A 20,959-nucleotide genomic window follows, 5' to 3' on the forward strand; every position below is an offset into this window, starting at 1 on the left:
GTGAAAGTCGTTGGCATTACCACTCAACAGGAAGTATATATAGGGTCAAAGGATAGAAACTTCAGAATTAATGAATTTTTGATAATAACTGATTCATATCAGGGAGATTTGATGGGAGAAGTAGTTGAAGCTGAAGCATATAACAAATATATACCATTGAGTATGCATGGAGAGTTAGCAGATAGTTCAGTTATAGAGTCATTAAAAGCGATAGGATATAATGTTGAAGAGGATACCATATATATAGCTAAGGTAAGGTTACTAAATGAAGCATTATATCCTGTAGAAGCTGGTTCTGATGTAAGGATTCCAGAGTTTGATGAAGTAAAGGATTTGATGATTAGATCGTCTGTAGATGAAGGTTTAGTGTTAGGAGTAATAAAGAGTACAGATCAGATGGCCAAAGGAATGGATGAAGAATATAAGGATTTATTATATACCTTTGAAGATGGACAACTTAAAAGTCAAAATGAAATTCCATACATATATAATATAAAGTCAATGCATCAGTATCCACATGTTGGCGTTTTTGGCGGATCTGGTTCAGGAAAGTCCTTTGGACTTAGGGTTGTGTTGGAAGAATTGATGAATTTAAATATTCCTACCATTGTATTAGATCCTCATTTTGAAATGGATTTTTCAGAAATAGAAGATTATATGCCAAAAGATAAGGCAGTAATTTATGATGATAAGTTCAAATGTTTGCAAGTAGGGTTTCATGTAGGAGTTAAATTTCAAGATCTATCTACACAGGATATTAAGAATCTATTGGATGCATCAAGTCCATTGACAGATGCTATGAATAATGTTGTTGATATATTATTTAAAAGAAATGATTCATATAATAGTTTTCACAATAGGTTAAAGATGCTTGTAGAAGCGCAAGAAGAAGGTTCACTAGACAGAATTAGTAGACGAATAGAGGAAAGTAATTCAAATTTGGAAAGAGAAGGATGGCAAAAGAGAAAGGAATTATATTTAAATTATGATAAGATTTGTCCCTATAGTTCAGTAAGAGGAATATTATGGAGACTTAATAGGCTTAACAATGAAGGGATATTTAGCAAGGATATAAAGGAAATAGAAGAAGGATTGCATATGGGCAAACTCATAGTAATTCAAGGAAGTACTAGAATACTTCAAGTATTTAGCACCTATTTGGTGAACAATTTATATCATAAGAGAAGAGAATATAAGGATGCATTATATAAAAAGGTCACTGCTGATTATTTTCCACCATTTATAGTGGTGACAGATGAAGCTCACAATTTTGCACCAAAGGGATATGATTGTCCCTCTAAATCCATATTAAAGGAAATATCTCAGGAAGGAAGAAAATACGGAGTATTTTTGATACTGGCAACTCAAAGACCAACATTATTAGATGAAACTATAACAGCTCAGTTGAATACAAAGTTTATATTTAGAACCGTAAGAGGTTCAGATATACAGACAATAAAAGAAGAAACTGATATTACGGAAGAAGAGGCAAGGCGTCTTCCATATTTGAAAACAGGGGATGTGTTTGTATCAGAATCTGCTATGGGAAGAACTATATTCGCAAGAATTAGAGCAGCAAATACTACTAGCCCACACACGGAAAATCCATTTGATGAACTTAAAAATAAAACAGAAGAAGACGATAATAAATTTTTGGAGATAATAAAGGACAAACTACCCATAAATGGAGATGACTTTATAAATGTAATAAAAGAGATAGAATCAGAAACAGGGCTAACTTATCCACTTGATTTATTTGAAGAGAAGCTAAATGATCTAGTAGATAAAGGTATGATAGAAAAACAAAAAACTCCATTTTTCAACGTATATAGATAGCAATTGATAATGAACTAGGTAAAGGAACTAAGTTCGATGATGTTATACTAAAAATAAAATAAATATTGTTTTGTCCCCTTTCATATATTTCTATGAAAGGGGTTTTTTTATGATAAATACTATATGGTTTTTACTAATATTTATTGGAATTATATATGGAATTTTAACGGGGAACCTAGATGAAATAAACAATATAATTATAAAAGAAGCAGGAGAAGGTGTAACCTTTGGGATAGGTCTTATTGGCATTATGGCTTTTTGGCTTGGGATTATGAATATTGCAGAGAAATCTGGTTTAATAAAAACTATATCAAAGGGATTTAGGCCAATGATGAGAATACTCTTCCCTGATATTCCTAAAGATCATTCAGCAGAAAGATGGATACTTATGAACTTCATAGCCAATATGTTTGGTATAGGAAATGGAGCAACAGCATTTGGACTTAAGGCTATGAAGGAATTAGATACATTAAATCATAATAAGAAGATAGCTACTAATTCTATGGCTATGTTTTTAATTATAAATATGTCCTCTCTTCAGTTGATCCCATTGACGGTAATAAAACTTAGGCATGATTATGGTTCACCAAATCCAACAGCTATAGTAGGTATAACTATCTTGGCCACAGGTTTCTCCACTTTAGTAGCTATAATAGTAGGGAAGGCTTTTGAGGGGGGAAGGAGATGCTAGAAATTATCTCCTTAGCAATGATGCCAGCAATTGTACTTATTATATCCGTTTACGGCTACATAAAAGGGGTGGATATATATGATACCTTTATAGAGGGGGCGGTGGAGGGCATTAAAACTGCTATAAAGATAATGCCAAATTTAATTGCTATATTTATAGCTATAGGTATATTTAGAGGATCTCAAGCTTTAGAAATGTTTATAAACTTGTTAAATCCTATTACAAATATTTTGGGTATGCCAGAAGAGGTTTTACCTCTTGTAATGATTAGGCCTTTATCTGGTTCTGGAGCATTAGGAGTGGTAAGGGATATTGTAAGCCACTATGGGGCAGATTCATTTATTGGAATAGTGGCTTCAGTGATGATGGGTTCTTCAGAAACAATATTTTATACTATGGCATTATATTTTGGTTCAATAGGAGTAAAAGATCATAGACATACATTAAAAGCAGCATTAGTATCATATATAATATCCATATTTATAACAATATTCATATGTAGTCATTTGTTTAACTAAAGAAAAATAGAAATTTAGCAAAGGAGTATATTATATTATGATATACTCCTTTGTCCACTTTTTTAGTGTAAAATATATACTTTTACTCTTCTTCTACCAAAATTCTTGACTTCGCTGGAAGAACTAAAAAACAAATCAATTTTATTTCCTTTAATCGCTCCACCGGTATCTTCGGCAGTACAGAAACCATAATCCTTGCTACCATCTAGACTTTCTACATATAGTTTTGTGCCTAAAGGTATCACGTTTGGATCAACAGCTACAACCCCCGCTCTTGCTCTTGTTCCAGAAGCTGTAACTCCATAACCTCTATCTCCTGGCGTTTTTCCAGTACTCTGATAAGATAAATCATATGCTGTAGCTGCCATAGTAAGTGTCTTTCTGTATCTAAAGTTTCCTCTAGAGGAACTTGCTACATTCCTTGTACCCTTTTCTGTAATCTTAGGTATTGGTTTTTTAACAATTTCCTCTTCAATAGTTTCTTCTTTTACAAGTTTATCATTCTCGAATATCTTCTTAGTCTTAACATTCATTAAACCATTTTGTCCTTCTTGGACGATTCTTTCTATTCCAATATCTAAATCATCTGATTTTCTTGTTAGATTTTTATGAGGAATATCCTTTTCAAATTCCTCAATAACTTCTTTAACCTTGATGACTTGAATTTCAGTTTCAGGCTTTACTTTTTCATCAAGGGCAGGTTTAGTATAATCTTTCTGATCTAGTTTTATGTCTTGATCTTTAAGTATATCTTCGACATTTTCATAAGGTGATTTAATTTTACTCTTTTCATTGCCTATAGTTAATGTATAAGATTTAGGCATTTTTATGATAATATTCATATTGTCTTTCAATTTTGTGTCTAGAGGAGTATTTATATATGTATTGCTATCAAAGGCAATTCCCTTTTCTTTTAGCAATTCTTCAACAGTATTAGAGTAAGTAACTATTTCACTTTTTTCATCATCAATAGAAATAGTTATATCCTTAGCTGCTAAACTATATACTCCTAAAGATAAACTTGCAAAAATAGCGAGGACAGTCAATATTTTTAAGGCTTTAGCCTTGTTGACTGAAAAATTATTCATGTTTCTACCTCCTATTTTTTTGACTAGGTAGTATTCTATTCAAAAAGTATTTATCTGTCAACTGTTTTTGGTATAATTTAGTACAAATATGTTAAAAATTGGTGATATTTTAACATAAAGATAGTATTTCCAAAACTATTTAATATATTCTGTAAATTGAAAAAAATTATGTGAGCGGGAATTGAACATTGATTTGTAGGAGGTAATAATTGCCAGAGTAAATAAGATGATCAATTTATCAATAAAATATTAAGTTTTTGTAATATCTAAGAAAGATTGTTAGAATAAAAAAATATCCTCGATATCGAGGACATTTTTTCATTCTGTTTCCTGTTCATCTTGATCATAGTATGGACTTAATTTATGAAGATCTATATATTCCATAAGATCATAGTCCATACCCGCATACCCCGTATCCATTGGATAATCTCCACAACGCATTTTCATGCAAGCTCTAACACAATCTCTAAATCTAGGGTCCATCATAGGACAATCCATGTATGGCATTTGATCCATAGGGGGTCCATACATAGGTGGTTCATAAGGCATAGGTTGAGGTTCATACATAGGTGGTTCGTAAGGCATAGGTTGTGGTTCATACATGGGTGGTTCGTAAGGTCTAGGCTGTGGCATTGGTCTACATGGATCCATTGGATATAATGGAGGTACTGCTGGATGTATTTGATTATTATCTCCTTGATACATAGAAATCACTCCTTTTATACTAACTAATATTATTATATGTATTAGGTATAAAGGCGCTACAATAAATCAATCTTGACAAAGCTAAAAATTTCCTATATATTTTAGAGTAAATTAGGTACTATGAAAACTAGGCCTTCATCTCTATCGTGAGATGGAGTTTTTTGTATATTGGTAATTGATTCCTAGTATTTTCAAACAGTTTCACAAACCTATGTTTTTTATTTATAAGTAGAGGAATAGAGGTGAAGATATGTATCCGTTAAAATTTGAGAACATATACTATGAAAAGATATGGGGAAGTAGAGATTTTGAAAAATTTAGAGACAATGTACCAGAGGGAAGTATTGGGGAAAGTTGGGATGTATCTTGTCATTCTAATGGAGTTAGTGTAATTAAAAATGGTGTATATAAAGGTATGACATTGGAAGAATTATTAAAAATAAAAAAAGTTGATTTGTTAGGAACTAAAGTCAATGGAGATACTTTTCCTTTGCTCATAAAATTATTAAATACCAGTGATAAGCTTTCAGTACAAGTACATCCTAGTGATAGATATGCACTTATGAATGAAGGAGAGATGGGGAAAACAGAAATTTGGTATGTTGTTGAAGCCAAAGAAAATTCCTTTATAATTTTAGGGACTAATGGATGCACGAAAAATGAATTTAAAAAGGCTATAAAAGATGGAGATCCTGAAAAGCTTATGAACAGGATAGAAGCAAAAAAAGGTGATGTGTTTTATGTTAAGAGTGGACTAATTCACACCATGGGGCCAGGACTTATTATTGCAGAAATACAACAAAATAGTAATACTACATACAGGGTATTTGACTATAATCGGGGGAGAAAGCTCCATATAGAGAAAGCTCTAGACGTCATAGATTTTAATCTCAGAGGTAAACGAAGTAAAGGTATAAAAATTGAATATGAAAAGTATCATAAGACCTACTATTGTTTAAACGAGCATTTTTCTTTAGAGCTTTATGATGTAAAGGATAGTTTTCAAGAAACAAGTGAAGGAGAAAGGTTTTATATATACACATGTGTTGAAGGGCAGGGAAAGATAGAATATAATGATGGAATTGAGGATATAAAAATGGGAGATAGTATATTTATTCCTGCAAAAATGGGAGATTACAAAATAACAGGAGAATTGAAATTATTAAAAAGTTATGTGCCATGTATAGAAAAGGTGGAAAATGAAATATTAGATCAAATTAGATAATATTAATGAAAGGAATAAATGATTAGATTATTGATATATAGAAGAGTACATTATGAAACATTGATTAAGGTATCTGATTCTGATAACGGAATCAGATATTTTTAACGAAAAATTGCCATATCAATATGATAGTATGTGTACTCTTAGGAAGAATTTTTCTGTGATAGAATGTAATTGTAAGGTAAAGGTTTTCATAAAATATTAAGGGGGTATAATTATGACAAAGATTATTGATATAAATTTAATAGAACTTGAATTGGATTTGGATAATAAGGAAAGCATCATTAGGCATTTGGCTAAAATAATGGATAAAAACGGTAGACTTAATGATATAGAACAATATATAGATTCAGTTATGGAAAGAGAAGAGCTAGTGAGTACTTCTGTGGGCCATGGGGTATGCATACCTCACGGAAAGACAGATGGAGTAAGAATTCCATCAATAGCTTTTGCTAGGACTAAGAAAAAAGTTGAATGGGGAAAAGGCGAAGAGGATAAGGTGAATTTAATATTTATGATAGCTGTTCCTGAAAAATTTGCTTCCAATGATCATTTAAAAATATTAGCAGCTCTTTCAAGAAAATTAATAGATGAAGATTTTAGAAAAAGGCTCACAATAATTAATGATAAGGAAACCCTTATACAGATGTTGACGGAGGTATTTTAAAGAATTGAATTTAAGTATAAGCTTATATTTAAAATTTTAGAGAGATTCGAACGAAATGGGGTTTTATTTAGTTACCCTTTATAATAAAATAATAAGGAGGTTATTTTGATGAACAAAGAGATTAGAAATCTTAGGATTTATCTTATGACTGGTGTGTCCTACATGATACCCATAGTTGTTATTGGAGGTGTTCTAATAGCATTAGCAATAGCACTAAGTGGTGTTGAAGCAGGTACTGGAGCCAATATTACCAACCCAATTCTTATGAAGATGAACGATATTGGTGGTTTGGCTTTTGGATTAATGGTTCCTGTATTAGCTGGATTTATTGCTTTCGGGATTGCAGATCGTCCTGGATTGGCGCCTGGGCTAGTTGGAGGTGCATTATCTAATGAACTAGGAACAGGATTTTTAGGTGGAATTATTGCAGGACTTGTAGCAGGTTATGTAGCTAGATGGATAAAATCTTGGAAAGTACCAAATAGTTTAAAAGCAATTATGCCAATATTTGTTATACCTTTATTAACATCTTTAGCAGTAGGAATAATAATGAATATAATTGGTGCACCAATAGGAAATTTAATGAAATCTATGACAGAAGGGTTAAAGAATATGAGTGCTGGAAATTCAGTAATATTAGCAATTATAATGGGAGCAATGACAGCCTTTGATATGGGCGGACCAGTAAATAAGGTTGCATTTATGTTTGGAGTTGCAATGATTACTGAAGGAGTTTATACGGTTATGGGACCTGTAGCAGCGGCTATCTGTATCCCACCTTTAGGTATGGGAGTAGCAACACTATTAAAACCAACAAAATATACTGAGGTTGAAAAGGAAGCTGGTAAGGGAGCAATAGCTATGGGGTTAATTGGTATTACTGAAGGAGCCATTCCATTTGCTGCAGGAGATCCAATTAAAGTTATACCATCTATAGTTGTAGGTTCGTCAGTAGGAGCTGCGGTGGCAGCCATAGGAAAGGTAGGAGATCATGCACCACATGGCGGCCCAATAGTGTTACCTGTTATTGACAACAAACTTATGTTTATAGTAGCGGTTCTAATAGGAATAGCAGTAACTGTGCTAATGGTTAATTATTTGAAGAAAGAAATAAAAGAAGAACCAATGGAAGATATGGATGAAGACATAGAAGATATGGACATAAACTTTGACTAATAGTTAAAACTTAAGATTAACTTGAATGGCCGGCTAATTATGTTAGCTGGTCTTCACTAATTGAGAAAGGAGAGATTGACATGAAAATATTAGTAGTAACGGCATGCCCCACAGGCATTGCACATACATATATGGCGGCAGAAGCATTGGAAAGAGAGGCAAAGGCTAGAGGTTTCGAAATAAAGGTGGAAACTCAAGGTTCTATCGGAGTTGAAAATGAAATAACTAAAGAAGATTTAAAAGGAGCAGATGTAGTAATTATTACTAAGGATATGAGTATAAAAGGTAGAGAAAGGTTTAAGAATATACCCACAGTAAAAGTATCTATAAGTAATATAATAAAGAATACAGGGGCACTTTTAGATAAAATTGTTGAAAAATTAGGAGAAAAATAGCTACTCCTTATAAAGGAGGACTTCTATGGATGAAAGATTAATGGAAATTTTAAAAATACTTATCACTTCTAATAAATCAATTACTATAAATAGGATAGCAAATAAACTTGCCGTATCTAATAGGACTATAAGAAATGATTTAGATAAGTTGAATAATGTTGTTGAAAAAGAGGGCCTTATATTGGTCAGAAAGACAGGAGTAGGTATAAGTATAGAGGGAACAGATGAAAATAAAATTGTATTTTTAAAAAAGCTAGAAGAAAAAAATAAGAAATATATAAAGCCATTTTCTCCTGAAAGAAGAAGAATGCATATTCTTAAGACATTGTTTTTGGGTAAAAATAATGTAATACCTAAGGAATTAGCTAAAAAGCTTTACGTAAGTACTAATACTATCTATAAGGACTTCGAACAAGTTGATAAATGGTTAGAAAAATATGATCTAAGATTATATAAAAGACGAAATCTTGTACAGATTATTGGTAGTGAAAATAACTATAGAAGAGCTATTTCTAATTTTATTTCTGAAACCAACAACTTAGAAGGTCCAGAAGAATTATCAATACATAAATATGAAGGAAGAATAGATCTTCACACCTTAACAAAACTTAAAATTCTTATGGAAGTAGATTATGAAATATTAGAAAAATTGCTAGAGGATATTGAAGCTAAGCTAAATTTTAAATTTTCTCAAGAAGCTTTCATTGGCCTTATAATACATATGGCAATAGCCATGAAAAGGATACAAGCAGGTAAGGATATAACGATATCTGATGAGATTTTTCAAAGCATTAAGGATACAGAAGAATTTAAATGTGCAAAGAAGATGATTTATAAGTTACAAAACATATTTAATATTCAAGTGCCAAAGTCGGAAATAGGATATATTGCTCTTCATATTCTTGGAAGTAAAGCATATGAAAAAGATTTTGGAGATATAAATTTTTCTTTTGAACAAGCAGGGGGATTGGGTTTATCCAAGAAAATAGCTAAAGATATTATTTCTATAGCTAGTGACGCTCTAAGAATAGATCTCACTAGAGATCAAAAACTTCTCAATGGATTAATATTGCATTTAAGACCCACGATAAATAGATTAAAATATGGTCTTACACTACAAAATCCTATGTTAGAAGAGATAAAGAGTAACTATCCGAAAATGTATGGAGTATCCTGGATGACTAGTGTAGCATTTGATAAATATCTAGATGTAAAGATAACGGAAGATGAAATAGGGTATATTGCCATGCATATTGGAGCAGCAGCAGAACGAAATAAAAAGAAGATCAGGACTCTAATTGTATGTCATACTGGTATAGGTACTTCACAACTATTATTAGCTAAATTGCAGGGACGATTTCAGGAATTGGATATAGTAGGAGTTGAATCATCAACAAAGATTGATAACTATAAATTAACAAATATAGATCTTATCATCTCTACAGTGCCAATACAAGTAAATAAACAATTTTTGATAGTTAATCCTATATTAAATAAGTATGAGATTAAAAGGCTAGAACAGTTTATTAATCACAAATTCCATTTAACTTCTAGGATACAGAAATCCATTAGTAAGGAGATATTTTATAGAAGTGTTGCATTTAAAAGTAAGGAAGAAATTATATCCCAAATGTGTGAGGCATTAGTAGAAAGACAGTATTTAAAAGAAGAGTTTGTGGATACAGTTCTTAAAAGAGAAAGGCTTATGTCTACAGAGGTAGGGAAAATGCTTTCAATTCCTCATGGTGATCCTAAAGAAGTAAGAGATTCTTGTATTGCATTAACTGTATTAGAATATCCAATTGTTTGGAAATATGAAAAAGTTCAATTTGTATTGATGATATGCCTAACAGAGGATGATCTACAGAGGGGACAGCATATATTTAGAAACCTTAGTAACTTAATGGAAGATGATAATTTCTTTAATGATTTAAAACAAAGCTTTAGAAGTGCAGAAGAAGCTTTAAATCAACTAGATGATAAACAAATATGAAAAATATAGGATGTTAGTACTATAAAGGGATCTTCATATATATGAAAGATCCCTTTATAGTTGATACGTATAGTTTTGCTTATGTTTACTGGGGTTGCGAGTAGCAAGAGTAAATAAATATTGAACTAAAGAGAAATTACCAAAATAATGTGGAACAAGTTATGAATTTGGTACTATTGTGAATATTCATAGGATAAAATAAAATATATATTAAAGGTAGAAGATGCATAATATTACAAGGCATACATTTATTGTAAGGGATAGTATAATCAGTACTATATGCTATATTTAATAAAAAATCTTCTACTTATTTTCACCATTTAATTGGATATAAAAAGTTTAAGGGGGTGAAATTAGTAGTTTCAAATAGTTTCAAAAAATAAACTAAGGGGGAATAGAGATGTTTAAAGTTACAAAGTTGAAGAAAAGGTTAATATCGATAATTTTAATCGTGACATTTACTATACCGACTTCTTTTTCTACAGCCACTTTTGCTGTGGATTTAAGTAAAGAAAAGACAATATATACAGTAGCTACTGCACATCTTGATACCCAGTGGAATTGGGATGTAAAAACTACGATAAATTCGTATCTTCCTAAAACATTTAATAATAACTTTGATCTATTTGAAAAATACCCTGATTATGAATTTAATTTTGAAGGAGCATTTAGATATGATCTTATAAAGGAATACTATCCGGAAGCATATGAGCAAATAAAAGAATATGTAGATCAAGGTCGATGGAATGTATCAGGAAGTTCATGGGATGCAGGAGATGTCAATATACCCTCATCTGAAGCGTTAATGCGTAATATCCTTTTAGGAAATGGATTTTTTAAAGATGAATTTGGGAAAACAAGTTCTGATATTTTCCTACCAGACTGTTTTGGATTTGGATATGCTCTCCCATCTATTGCGTCTCATATGGGGTTAAAGGGATTTTCAACACAGAAATTGACTTGGGGATCAGCTTATGGCATTCCTTTTGATATTGGAAGATGGCAAGGTGTAGATGGTTCTAGTGTAATTGCTGCACTTAATCCAGGCTCTTATACTACGACCTATACAGATTCTTTAAGTGCCCCAGATTCTTCATGGGTTGATAGAGTCAATGAAAACGGATCAAAATATGGTGTAAATGCTGCATATAGTTATCATGGGACTGGAGATACTGGAGGTTCACCAAGTGAGACTTCGGTGGAAACACTGCAGAATGATATTGATAAGGGATTTGATCCTGACACTAATATACAAGTTATAAGTGCTTCATCAGATCAATTGTATAAAGATATTACATCTGAACAAGAACAAAACCTTCCCACCTATGATGGTGAATTAGTAATGTCAACACATGCGGTTGGAGGATATACATCAAGAACCATATCAAAAAGATGGAATAGGCATAATGAGCTTTTAGCTGATGCTACTGAGAGGACAAGCGTTATGGCAGATTGGATTGGAGGAGCACCTTATCCAAAGGGAAAATTGGATACAGCATGGAAACGCTTTATATGGCATCATATGCATGATGACCTTCCAGGAACAAGCTTGCCTTCAGCTTATCAAATAACTTGGAATGATTATATATTGTCTCTAAATCAATTTGCTGGAGAACTTACAAATGGAGTAGGAGCTATTGCTCGTACAATGGATACGGAAACTGAAGGTATTCCAGTAGTGGTGTATAATCCAATCTCAAAGGAACGTAAAGACATAGTAGAGGCAGAAATTAATTTTGATGAAGAAGTGCCAGAATCAATAAAAGTTTTTGATCCTGATGGTAATGAGGTACCTTCGCAGATGAGTACTCTTGAAGGAGATAGTGCAAAAGTATTGTTTCTTGCAGAGATGCCTTCAATTGGATATAAGGTATATGATGTAAGACCATCAGAATCGAAAAGTACAATTGATACAGGATTAGAGGTTACTACATCAACTGTAGAGAATGATTATTATAAAGTAACCATTAATGAAGATGGAGATATTTCTAGTATCTATGATAAAGTAAATGAAAAAGAACTTCTTTCGGCTCCAGCAAGACTTGAACTATTTGATAATAATTCAAGGTCATGGCCTTCTTGGGAAATTCTTTATGATGATATAAATACTTCTCCAAGAGAATATGTAAGTGGACCTGTAGAAGTTGAAATAGTGGAAGATGGCCCTGCTAGAGTAGCGCTAAAAGTTATTCGAGAAACTGCAGAATCAACTTTTACTCAAACAATCAGACTATCAGCTGGAGATGATGCTCAGCGTATCGATGTGGATAATAATGTAGATTGGAAGACTAAGGCAAGTTTATTAAAGGCAGCATTTCCACTTAACGTTTCAAATCCTAATGCAACCTATGACTTAGGCCTTGGTACTATACAAAGAGGAAATAACACAGAGAATTTATATGAGGTGCCAGCACAGCAGTGGGCTGATATTACTGATATATCAGGCGAATATGGTGTAAGCATATTAAATGATTGTAAGTATGGTTGGGATAAGCCAGAAGACAATATACTTAGACTTACATTAATTCATACACCTAAGTACTCTTTTGGTAATAATAAGCAGGATATACAGGATATAGGCGAAAATAGATTCCTTTATTCAATATATGGACATGAAGGAGACTGGGTTGAAGGGGATACAGTAACCCAAGGCGAAAGAGTAAATCAACCACTAAGAGCTTTTCAAACTGTAAAGCATGATGGAGATTTTGGAAAGAATATATCCTTCTTAAATATAGATAATCCACAAATAACAGTTAAAGCATTAAAACAAGCAGAAGATAGCAATGAAGTTATAATAAGAGTACAAGAAACCAGTGGAAATCCTGCTTCAAACGTTACTTTGTCAATTGGTAATGGCATAACAGAAGCTAAAGAAGTTAATGGTTTTGAAGAATATGTAGGACCTGCAGTAGTTGAAAATGGGGAATTGAAATTTGATATAGGAAAATATAAACCTAAGACTTTTGCAGTGACTTTAGCCGATCCAGCTACAACACTTGATGCACCATCCTCAGAGGCTATAGATTTACCTTTTGATAAGGATGTAATCAGCTCAGACAGTAATAGGGAAGATGGTTCACTTGATTCTGAAGGAAGAACAATACCTGCAGAAATTTTTCCTTCCACAATTACAAGTAAAGGCATAGAATTCCAGATGGGCTCCACAGAAGATGGTAATAACAATGCAGTAGCTTCCAATGGGCAAGAGATAACAATACCATCTGATTATAAGCAAGTACATTTATTGGCAACATCAACTTCTGGAGATGTAACTGAAACATTTAAAGTTAATGATAAGCCAGTAGATATTGAAATCCAAGACTATAAGGAAAATGTAGGAGGTTGGGACAACTTTGGTGCTGGGGCGTTCCTCGGGATAAAACGAGCACCAGTTGCATGGGTGTCAACACATACACATACCTCAGATGGCAATAGCGCATATGACTATGCATATCTATTTAATTATAAGATAGATTTACCAGAAGGCGAAACCACAATTACACTACCCGATAATGAGAATATATTAGTATTTGCTATGACTGCTTCCAATAATGATAATGCCGATACTACGCCAGCCGGATCGCTATATGATAAGAAAGAACCTGCAGAAACATTTTCACTAAACGTAGAAAACGGCACTGGAAGTGGAAACTATCCACAAGGTACGGAAGTATCTATTGCTGCAGAAGTTCCAATAGGTTATGCTTTTGAAAAGTGGATAGGACCTGTAGAAGACGAAAATGCAATTAATACTACAGTTAAGATGCCAGCAGAAGATGTTGCTGTTAAAGCTGTGTTAACTGAATTAGGATCGAACTTTGCTTTAGATAAGGAAGCAACAGCTAGTGGCTATGTAAATGAAAGAGAAATTCCTGAGTTCGCTGTAGACGGTGATAGAAATACTAAGTGGTGTCAAACTGGTCGAACAGATAAATGGCTACAGGTTGACTTGGAACAAGAGCACACTATAGATAGATGGATAGTAAGGCATGCTGGTGATGGCGGTGAAAATACAGGTTGGAATACCAGAGACTTTAAGTTACAAGCGAGTGATGACGGTGAAAATTGGTTAGATGTAGATTCAATTGAAGGCAATACTGAAAATATAAGTAATAAAAGAATGGATCCATTTACCGCTAGATATGTGAGGTTATATGTTACCAATCCTACAAATACAAGTGATACAGCTGCCAGAATATATGAGCTTGAGCTTTATGGTCCTGAACTCGATAAAGTAAGCATAGCTGTAGATGACGACACTTTAGAAAGAAACCAAACAGCGAATATTACCATAACTAAAGCAATGCTATCGAATGGTGATATTATAGATTTAACTGATGAAGATGCTGAAATAGAATATTGTAGCAGTGATACTGATGTAGTTACAATAGAGGATGGTGTAATAACAGCTAAAAATGCAGGTACTTCAGAAGTTTATGTCAAGGTTACTTTAGATGGTATAACAGTTGAATCCAATAAAGTAACGGTGACAGTAGGTGCAAGCATTGAATCCATAAAAGGATTGATAGAAGACTTTATAGAATCTGAAGATTTGATTGGTCCAATAATACCTCAATTAAAAAATAGCTTAAAACAAGCAGAACATCATAAAAATATGGGTAGAATTAAACAGGCTATAAAGCATATGGAAAACTTTATAAAACATTTAAATAATCCATCTATGGATGATTATATATCAGAAACTGCAAAAGATATTTTAAATAATGAAGCTGAAGCGATTATTAAGAATTGGTCAGAACTGGTAGACAAAGAAAAATAATCAATCTTGACAAAACTAAAAATTTCCTGTATATTTTAAAGTAAATTAAGCATCATAAGAAAAACCTCTATTTAAACAGTTAAATTGATGAAATTTAAAATCTTCTATGGAATATAAATAAAAGTAGTGAAGGGAAGAGTAGGCTTAACCCGATACTTTAGAGAGCTGGAATTGGTGAAAACCGGCGTTGAAGGTTATTCTGAATATGGCCCCTAAACTTTACAGTTGAAACATTAGTAGGCTGTAACGGTAACGCCCGTTATCATGTGTTGAGTTATGTATGTAACTTGTAGAGGTTCAAACTGTGAAGTTTGAACGAACTAGAGTGGTAACACGAATATAAAGCCTTCGTCTCTATATGAGACGAAGGCTTTTATAAATAGGAGGGACATAAATATGAAAGAAAAATACTATATAACCACACCTATATATTATCCAAGTGATAATCTTCATATAGGGCATACTTATACAACAGTAGCAGCAGATACATTAAAGAAATTTAAAATAGTTCAGGGATATGATGCATATCTGGTAACAGGTTCTGATGAACATGGGCAAAAGATTGAAGAAAAAGCTAAGCAAAATAATGTAGAACCTAAGAAATATGTAGATAGGATAGTCAAAGACATAAAGGAACTTTGGGATATGTTAGAAGTATCCTATGACAAATTTATAAGGACTACTGATAAAGATCATGAAAAAGTAGTTCAAAAGATATTTAATAAATTGTATAAACAAGGGGATATTTACAAATCAAATTATGAAGGATGGTATTGTACCCCTTGTGAGTCATTTTGGACTGAGAGTCAATTAGTAGATGGAAAATGTCCCGATTGTGGAAGGGAAGTTCAGTTAACAAAGGAAGAGGCTTATTTTTTCAAATTATCGAAGTATAAGGATAGAATAATACAGCTATATAAAGATAACCCAGAATTTTTACAACCAGAGTCTAGAAAGAATGAAATGCTAAACAATTTCTTAAATGAGGGACTTGAAGATCTTTCTGTAACCAGAAGTAGCTTTGATTGGGGGGTAAAGGTACCTTTTGATCCTAAACATGTAGTATATGTATGGATAGATGCTTTATCCTGTTATATTACAGCTTTAGGATATGGAAAAGATAACGATGAAAACTTTAAAAAGTATTGGCCAGCAGATGTTCATTTAGTAGGAAAGGAAATAGTGAGATTCCATACCATTATATGGCCAGCATTACTAATGGCATTGGGATTGGAATTACCAAAGAGAGTATTTGGGCATGGTTGGATACTATTTGATGATGATAAGATGTCAAAATCTAAGGGTAACGTAATATATCCAGAACCTATAATAGAACTTTATGGGATAGATGCATTTAGATATTTCTTACTAAGAGAATTTTCATTTGGTCAAGATGGTTCATTTACAAGGGAAAAATTCTTACAGAGATTAAATTCCGATTTAGCTAATGACCTAGGAAACTTAGTAAGCAGAACAGTAACAATGGTAGAGAAATATAATGGAGGAATATTACCTAATGCAGCAAAAAAACAGGAAATGGATGATTCTTTAATAGAAATAGCTATTAATGCTAAATCAAAAGTAGAAAAATATATGGATGAATTGAATTTTTCACAAGCGCTAGAAGAAATATGGAAGGTAGTAAGAAGAACAAATAAATATATAGATGAAACTACTCCTTGGATATTGGCTAAAGAAGATGATAATGAAAGACTTGACACAGTGTTATATAATTTAACTGAAAGTATAAGGATTATAGCAATATTGATTAATCCATTCATGGAAAAAACGTCTAAAGAGATATTAAAACAAATTGGCATTAGTAATAAAATAAATTGGAAAGATTCTCAGGAATGGGGTAAGATACAACCAAACACAAAGGTAAAGAAAGGCAAAGTTTTATTTCCAAGATTAGATGTGAAGAAGGAATTAGAAAAACTTGAAAATGCAAATCAAAAGTTGATAGAAGCGAGGGTGAAAAAATTGGCAAAGGAAGAAGAATATATAACTATAGATGATTTTGATAAGATTGATTTTAAAGTTGCAGAAATTATAGAAGTTAAACAACATCCAAATGCAGATAAATTGTTAGTATTTAAATTAAAAGTTGGAGATGAAACAAGGCAGGTGGTTTCAGGTATAAGAGAATATTATTCGCCTGAAGATTTAATTGGCAAGAAAGTTGTAATAGTTGCAAACTTAAAACCAATTAAACTAAGAGGAGAAGAATCCAAAGGGATGATACTAGCAGCGGAAAAAGATGGAAAGTTAACACTAGTATCTACCTTGGAGGACATAGAATCAGGAGCTATTATATCTTAAGGAGTGAAAGGATGTTAATAGATAGCCATGCGCATTTAGATAATGAAAAGTTTGATCCCGATAGAGATAGGTTGATTAAATCCTTAAAGCAGTCAGGCATAGAATTGATAATAAATCCTGGAGATGATTTAGCATCTAGTATAAGAGCGGTATCTCTATCAGAAGAATATGATAATGTATTTGCTGCAGTGGGGATTCATCCTCACTCAGCTAAGGAAATGGATGATTCAACTATCGATATTTTAAAATCCTTTACAAATAGAAAAAAGGTAGTAGCCATAGGTGAAATAGGTTTGGATTATCATTATGATAATTCTCCTAGGGACATTCAGAAAGAAAAATTTAAAGAGCAGCTTGATTTAGCAAAAGAGGTGGATTTACCTGTAATAATCCACTCAAGAGATGCGACTCAAGATACACTTGAAATATTAAAGGAAGCGCAAAACGATAAATTAGAAGGAGTCTTGCATTGTTATTCTGGTAGTGTAGAGATGGCTATGAAATATATAGATATGGGATTTTATATATCATTAGCAGGACCTGTTACATTTAAAAATGCAAGGATACCAAAAGAAGTAGCTAAAGCTGTACCAATGGATAAACTACTAATAGAAACGGATTCTCCTTATTTAACGCCAGAACCACATAGGGGGAAAAGAAACGAGCCTGTGTTTGTACGATACGTGGCAGGAATTATAGCTGAATTAAGAGGGATAACATTTGAAGAATTAGCGACTAAGACAGCAGAAAATATAAAAAGATTGTTTAGAATTGAGTAGGATGGTACCATTATGATAAAGGAAATAATAGTAGTAGAAGGAAAAGATGATATATCTGCAGTAAAAAATGCTGTAGAAGCAGAAGTAATAGCTACTGGAGGATTTGGATATGATAAAAAATTTATAGAAAATTTGAAGGTAATTGCCGAAAAAAGAGGTATTATAATTTTAACGGATCCAGATCATGCTGGGGAACAGATAAGAAAGGACTTGTGTAAGCATATTAAAAATTGTAAACATGCATTTTTACAACAAGGAAAGGCTTTAAAGAAAGGTAATATTGGAGTTGAAAATGCTATTAAAGATGATATTGTAGAAGCTATTAGTAAAGCTAGGCCTATAATTTCGACAAGGAGAAAGGAATTTGTCAGAGAAGATTTAATAGCGTTGGGATTAGAAGGTAGAGCTAATAGTAGAAAAAAAAGAGAGGAATTGGGTGATATCCTAGGAATAGGTTATTGTAATGCTAAACAATTTTTGAGCAGACTCAACAACTTTGGAATAACAAGGGAAGAGTTTATAAAAGCATTGGAGTTGATACAACAACATGAATGATAAGAGATTGTACTCCCCTAAGTATGTACGAGAAATTCTTGATAGATATGGATTTAAATTTTCAAAAAGTCTTGGTCAAAATTTTTTAATAGATGGGAATATAGTCAGAAAGATTTCTCAAGAAGGTGGTATTACTAAAGATGATTACGTATTAGAAATTGGCCCTGGAATAGGGACATTAACGGAAGAATTGGCTTTAAATGCCAAAAAAGTAGTAAGTGTAGAAATAGATAAAAATCTTTTGCCGATTTTAGATAAGACTATGAGTAGTTATGATAATGTGGAAATAGTACATGGAGATATACTTAAAGTTGATATTAATAAATTAATAGATGAAAAGTTGAATGGTGGGCCTGTTAAAGTAGTAGCTAATCTTCCTTATTATGTAACTACTCCTATAATAGCAAAGCTAATAGAAGAAGATTTAAATATCGAATCTATAATAGTGATGATTCAGAAAGAAGTAGCGGATAGAATGGTTGCTAGCGCTAGTACTAAGCAATATGGTTCTCTTACGATATTTGTAAATTTTTATGCTAATCCAGAAATATTGATTACAGTGCCTAAAACTGTATTCATGCCTAGACCTAAGGTGGATTCAGCTGTAGTTAAGTTAAATATAAGAGAGAATGACCATCAAGTAGATAAAAAGACATTTTTTAAAGTAGTAAGAACGGCATTTAATCAAAGAAGAAAGACAATACTAAATTCTTTATCCTCCAGAGAGTTGGGGCTAGATAAGGAAGATGTTAAGAAAATTCTAGATGAATGTGATATTTCTCAGAAAGAAAGAGCAGAAAATTTAAAAATAGAAGATTTTATTAAGATTAGTAAAACATTACCCTCCTTAGACATATATTAATATAAAGATTAAAAAAGGAGGGTTATTCATGCCACAGGATTTTACATACTTTAGAAAGTATATTATCCTTAAAAATGACTATACAAACATTAACAATATAAACCCGAAAGGTCATGTAAAAATAGAAATAAGAGGTAACAAAGGAAGTATAAGAGTAAATGTAGAAAATTGTGAGAAGGACCAATATTATAAGGTATACTTTTTGAAGGAGAATAACGGAAGAATAGAAGAATTAGATTTAGGTAGGATAATTACTGATGAAAGAGGAAGATCTAGGATAAATATTGGCATTAATTTAAGAGAACTTGAATCAAAAGGTTTTTCAATTAAGAAAGTAAACGCTATTCTTATAAGAAGAGGTATGAATGTATTATTAGGAGGTTATATTGATAAAGACAATAAGTCTATTCATGAATATATTAATAATCAACTTATATCAGAGCAACAAGAGATGCCACTCCCTTTAGATATTAAACCAGAAGAAGTGGAAGGATATAGTGATATAGATCATGAGAATAAGGATATAGAAGAGTCTTCTTCTAGTGAGGAAACAGAAAAAGTATCAGATGAATATGAACCTGAAGCAGATAATGAAATAGTAGAAGAAGATATACAGTTTGAACAAGAGGAAGTATTAGAAGAAGAACAACCAATTGAACAAACGGAAGAATATAAACTTGAAGAAGTAGATGGGGTATCAGAAGTAGAACAACCAATTGAACAAACAGAAGAATATAAATTTGAAGAAGTGGATAGGGTATCAAAAGTAGAGGATTGTATTGAGGAAAAGGAAGAATCTTTTCATGGAGAAACTCAACCATTAGAATCACATCATACTTATGAATCATTGGAATACATTAGACGTTTAAATCATAAAAATCAGATGACCAATTATATAATGAGTGTATTAAAATTTTTCCCAAGAGTACAGCCTCTGAAGATATATCTTCATGGATATCAGTGGTGGAGAATAGATGATGATGGAACTGACCCATGTAGAGGATTTTTACCATATTATAATTATTTAATGAGTTCTAGTTATAAGTATCCATTTTTGCATAACTCCACTACATGTATGAATCAAATTAGAAAACATAGGCATTATTTGTTTGGCTTTTATAACGAAAGGAATGAAACAAAGTATTATGTCTATGCTGTACCAGGGCGGTTTATAACAGAAGAACATCCATTTAAAGGAATTACAGGTTTTAATACTTGGTATGATTCTATTGATGGAATAGGATATTGGCTTTTATATATTGATCCAATGACTGGGAAGATAATATATCCTATAAATCCAATGGTACCAACGGACAATACCATACACTCTTAGAAAGGAAATGCAATAATTTTTAAAGCTTATA

General features: G+C 32.3%; 16 protein-coding genes and 1 other annotated feature. Of the genes, 14 read left to right on the top strand and 2 right to left on the bottom strand.

All coding sequences use genetic code 11. The features are described from left to right. From K8M07_RS07300 to K8M07_RS07310, 3 genes are all read left to right on the top strand, one after another. Complete coding sequence (locus K8M07_RS07300) at positions 1–1,836, top strand: ATP-binding protein (protein WP_223377258.1); 1,836 nt, start codon at positions 1–3, stop codon at positions 1,834–1,836. A 109-nt stretch (positions 1,837–1,945) separates the two neighbouring features. After that, positions 1,946–2,527 (top strand): nucleoside recognition domain-containing protein, encoded by a 582-nt coding sequence (locus tag K8M07_RS07305; protein ID WP_223377260.1) that lies wholly within the window; start codon positions 1,946–1,948, stop codon positions 2,525–2,527. Then, on the top strand, positions 2,521–3,045 hold the full coding sequence (locus K8M07_RS07310) for a spore maturation protein (protein WP_223377262.1): 525 nt from the start codon (positions 2,521–2,523) through the stop codon (positions 3,043–3,045). Before K8M07_RS07305 ends, K8M07_RS07310 begins: the two co-directional genes overlap by 7 nt. Positions 3,046–3,107: 62 nt before the next feature. On the opposite strand, the gene K8M07_RS07315 is transcribed toward K8M07_RS07310, so the two are convergent. Both K8M07_RS07315 and K8M07_RS07320 read right to left on the bottom strand, forming a co-directional pair. Then, on the bottom strand, positions 3,108–4,133 hold the full coding sequence (locus K8M07_RS07315; RefSeq protein ID WP_223377264.1) for a 3D domain-containing protein: 1,026 nt from the start codon (positions 4,131–4,133) through the stop codon (positions 3,108–3,110). 318 nt (positions 4,134–4,451) lie between these two features. Beyond that, positions 4,452–4,838 (bottom strand): hypothetical protein, encoded by a 387-nt coding sequence (locus K8M07_RS07320; protein WP_223377266.1) that lies wholly within the window; start codon positions 4,836–4,838, stop codon positions 4,452–4,454. A 250-nt stretch (positions 4,839–5,088) separates the two neighbouring features. On the opposite strand from K8M07_RS07320, the gene K8M07_RS07325 reads away from it, so the two are divergent. From K8M07_RS07325 to K8M07_RS07375, 11 genes are all read left to right on the top strand, one after another. Next, positions 5,089–6,063 carry a type I phosphomannose isomerase catalytic subunit gene (locus K8M07_RS07325; RefSeq protein ID WP_223377268.1) on the top strand — a complete coding sequence of 325 codons (975 nt, stop codon included), beginning with the start codon at positions 5,089–5,091 and terminating at the stop codon, positions 6,061–6,063. A gap of 217 nt (positions 6,064–6,280) precedes the next feature. Continuing rightward, positions 6,281–6,730 carry a PTS sugar transporter subunit IIA gene (locus K8M07_RS07330; protein WP_223377269.1) on the top strand — a complete coding sequence of 150 codons (450 nt, stop codon included), beginning with the start codon at positions 6,281–6,283 and terminating at the stop codon, positions 6,728–6,730. Positions 6,731–6,838: 108 nt separating this feature from the next. Next, positions 6,839–7,906, top strand: coding sequence for a PTS fructose transporter subunit IIC (locus K8M07_RS07335; protein ID WP_223377271.1), 1,068 nt, complete (start codon positions 6,839–6,841; stop codon positions 7,904–7,906). Positions 7,907–7,986: 80 nt separating this feature from the next. Beyond that, the gene (locus tag K8M07_RS07340) at positions 7,987–8,301 is read left to right on the top strand and encodes a PTS fructose-like transporter subunit IIB (RefSeq protein WP_223377273.1); all 315 of its coding nucleotides are present in this window, start codon (positions 7,987–7,989) and stop codon (positions 8,299–8,301) included. A 25-nt stretch (positions 8,302–8,326) separates the two neighbouring features. Further along, entirely contained in the window at positions 8,327–10,294 is a 1,968-nt protein-coding gene (locus K8M07_RS07345) for a BglG family transcription antiterminator (protein WP_223377275.1), read from the top strand. Positions 10,295–10,694: 400 nt separating this feature from the next. Continuing rightward, a complete protein-coding gene (locus tag K8M07_RS07350) occupies positions 10,695–15,077 on the top strand; it encodes a glycoside hydrolase family 38 C-terminal domain-containing protein (protein ID WP_223377277.1) in 4,383 nt (1,460 codons plus the stop codon). A gap of 117 nt (positions 15,078–15,194) precedes the next feature. Then, positions 15,195–15,436, top strand: a binding site (T-box leader). Between the two features lie 37 nt (positions 15,437–15,473). After that, positions 15,474–17,399 (top strand): methionine--tRNA ligase, encoded by a 1,926-nt coding sequence (gene metG, locus K8M07_RS07355; protein ID WP_223377279.1) that lies wholly within the window; start codon positions 15,474–15,476, stop codon positions 17,397–17,399. 11 nt (positions 17,400–17,410) lie between these two features. After that, positions 17,411–18,178 carry a TatD family hydrolase gene (locus K8M07_RS07360; RefSeq protein ID WP_223377281.1) on the top strand — a complete coding sequence of 256 codons (768 nt, stop codon included), beginning with the start codon at positions 17,411–17,413 and terminating at the stop codon, positions 18,176–18,178. A 12-nt stretch (positions 18,179–18,190) separates the two neighbouring features. Then, on the top strand, positions 18,191–18,733 hold the full coding sequence (rnmV, locus tag K8M07_RS07365) for a ribonuclease M5 (RefSeq protein WP_223377283.1): 543 nt from the start codon (positions 18,191–18,193) through the stop codon (positions 18,731–18,733). Then, positions 18,726–19,595: a 16S rRNA (adenine(1518)-N(6)/adenine(1519)-N(6))-dimethyltransferase RsmA gene (rsmA, locus tag K8M07_RS07370; protein WP_223377286.1), complete on the top strand. Its 870-nt coding sequence runs from the start codon at positions 18,726–18,728 to the stop codon at positions 19,593–19,595. Before rnmV ends, rsmA begins: the two co-directional genes overlap by 8 nt. 28 nt (positions 19,596–19,623) lie before the next feature. Continuing rightward, a complete protein-coding gene (locus tag K8M07_RS07375) occupies positions 19,624–20,928 on the top strand; it encodes a hypothetical protein (RefSeq protein WP_223377288.1) in 1,305 nt (434 codons plus the stop codon). Positions 20,929–20,959: the final 31 nt, after the last annotated feature.

It is taken from the genome of Schnuerera sp. xch1 (assembly GCF_019931165.1).
Lineage (GTDB): Bacteria > Bacillota > Clostridia > Tissierellales > Tepidimicrobiaceae > JAIOUP01.